We start from the raw sequence: 2455 nt of genomic DNA on the forward strand, positions 1-2455 counted from the left end.
CGCGAGTGCGGCGCGCTGGCGCATCCCCGCGCTGAGAGCCGCGGGACGGGCACCGGACCAGACGCCCAGACCCAGGCGGTCCAGCAAGGACTGGGCCTCGGCGCGGGCCGCGCGCCGGCCCACCCGTTGGTTACGGAGACTGATCGCGACGTTGTCGAGCAGGGTCAGCCAGGGCAACAGGCTGTCGCCCTGGGGCATCAACGCGCAGGACTCCAGGCGTCGTGCGGGCTGACTCTCGTCGAGGACGAGGGCGGACCCCGTCGTCGGCTCGGTGAGGCCGGCGATCAGCGACAGCAGCGTCGACTTGCCACATCCGCTGCGCCCGACGACGGCGATGTGTTCGCCCACCGGAACGGAGAGGGTGAGGTCCGCGAGCACCGCGCGGCGCGCGCCCGGATAGGTGTGTCCCAGGTCCTCGAGCGACACCGCCGTGGTTCCCGGACGACTCACCACAGCGTGCACCAGCGCATGTGACATCCCTCCGCTCGTGTGAACGAGTTCAGGTTCAGCGGGTGTGATCTCAGCCCCGTTCGGTAGGGGCACCCCGTGTCATCGGCGCCGATTGCGACAATCGGGCCGAACATGAAACGTATCACCGGCCGATTCCGTGATGGGAGGCCCGTCGAGTGGGTGCGCGTCCGTGTGCTGGCGCGCGCCGATCGCGGGGCAACCGCCCGCCGCAGACGGGAGGCGGCCGGCAACGACCCCGCCGCTCACCCCTCTCACCGGCCGCGAACGAGGTGCCCACTCGGCGAGTGGTCACATCGGATGGATTTCGGAACACCCCACCTGGGAGAACGTGAGCAGGTGTGACCACGCGGCGGGCGGTGATCGTGCGGCGGGCGGTGACCACGCGGCGGGCGGTGACCCGCTGCCGGCGACGATGTGGGCACGGCGACCGGTTGAGAACCGATCGCCGTGCCGAAAACATGCCCTGACCTGGGCGCCCCCGAGAGGATTCGAACCCCTGACCAGCCGGGTAGAAACCGGATGCTCTATCCACTGAGCTACGGAGGCCTGCGACGCCCGCGTCCGGCGGCGCCGGAAGAATGGTAGCCGATCCGGGGGTGTGCGCAGCAGCCGCGAATCGGCCCGGGGGCGATCGGGTTAATACGATGGTGGCCATGACGTCGTCCAAGTCGACACCCACCACCGCCGGACCGCTCAGGACCCGCAGCGTGGTGCCCGTGGTGATCCTGCTCGCGGTGGTGGCCGCGGCGGTGGTGATCCCGCTCTCGGGCATGTCCACCGAGGTGGCGCTCGCGCTGGTGGGCGTCCCGGACCCGGGCGTTCTCACCACTGCCGGGCTCCCGGCGGTCCGTGCGATGGGCGAGCTGCTCGCGGCGGTGGCGGTGGGGACGGCCCTGTTCGCGGCGTTCTTCACACCGCCCCAGAAGGACAAGACCCTCGACGTGGACGGCTACCGCTCGCAGCGGATCTCCTCGTGGGCCAACATCGCCTGGGCGGTGGCCGCGGCACTGCTCATCCCGCTGACCCTGTCGGACGTCTCCGGCCGCACCCTCTGGGAGTCGCTGCCGCCGGACCAGTGGATCGTGGCGATCAGCCAGATCGACGTGGCCTCGTCCTGGCGGTGGGCGGCGGTGATCGCATTGGTGGCCGGGATCGGTCAACGGCTCACCCTGAGTTGGCGCTGGTCGGTGATCTGGCTGGGTGTGTCGGTGCTCTCGCTGCTGCCGGTGGCGGCCACGGGACACGCCTCCGGGAGCACGGCGCACGACATCGCCACCAACTCGTTGATCATCCACCTGTTCGCCGCGGCGTTCTACGTGGGTGGGCTGGTCGCGGTGCTCGCCCACACCATGCGGGGCGGCTCCCGCGTGGCACTGGCGCTGCGCCGCTACTCGGTGGTGGCCACCATCGCGATCATCGCGCTGGGGTTCTCCGGCATCATCAACGCGCTCGTGCGGCTGCACCCCGCCGACCTGTTCTCCTCGACCTACGGGCTGCTGGTGCTGGCCAAGGCGCTGGTGCTGGTCCTGCTCGCGATGTTCGGGCTGGCGATGCGCCGCCGGATCATCGCCAAGATCGAATCCAGATCGGCCAACGCCCCCGTCGACCGCGGAACCCTGTTGCGGATCGGGCTGGTCGAGGCCGTGGTGATGGCGGGCACGATGGGGCTCTCGGTCTCGCTCGGCCGCACCCCGCCGCCGGCGCCGCTCTACGTCCCCACCCGCCAGGAGGCGCTGCTGGGTTTCGAGCTCCCCGGCCCGTTCTCCTTCGGCACCGTGCTGGGGTTGTGGCGCTTCGACCTGGTGCTGGGCCTGGCCGCCGTCGTCCTGCTGAGCCTCTACGTGTGGGGCCTGATCACCCTGCGCCGCCGCGGCGACTCCTGGCCGATGGGCCGGACCGTGGCCTGGGTGCTCGGCTGTGTCCTGCTGTTCCTCACCACCAGCTCCGGTATGGGGATGTACATGATGGCCGACTTCGCCAGCCA

The 2455-nt window shown here is 70.6% G+C and carries 2 protein-coding genes, 1 tRNA gene and 1 riboswitch; of the genes, 1 reads left to right on the forward strand and 2 read right to left on the reverse strand.

The window, feature by feature from the left end:
• Positions 1 to 450, reverse strand: a 450-nt coding sequence (locus tag G6017_RS16225; protein WP_347238042.1) for an ATP-binding cassette domain-containing protein, incomplete at its 3' end; no start/stop codon positions are given.
• Between the two features lie 9 nt (positions 451 to 459).
• Positions 460 to 557, reverse strand: a riboswitch (TPP riboswitch).
• 387 nt (positions 558 to 944) lie between these two features.
• A tRNA-Arg gene (locus tag G6017_RS16230) sits at positions 945 to 1017 on the reverse strand.
• 98 nt (positions 1018 to 1115) lie between these two features.
• Between G6017_RS16230 and G6017_RS17150 the strand changes: the two genes are divergently transcribed.
• On the forward strand, positions 1116 to 2455 hold a 1340-nt coding region (locus G6017_RS17150; protein WP_524536322.1), incomplete at its 3' end, for a CopD family protein.

This window comes from Dietzia sp. B44, from assembly GCF_014145245.1.
GTDB lineage: Bacteria > Actinomycetota > Actinomycetes > Mycobacteriales > Mycobacteriaceae > Dietzia > Dietzia natronolimnaea.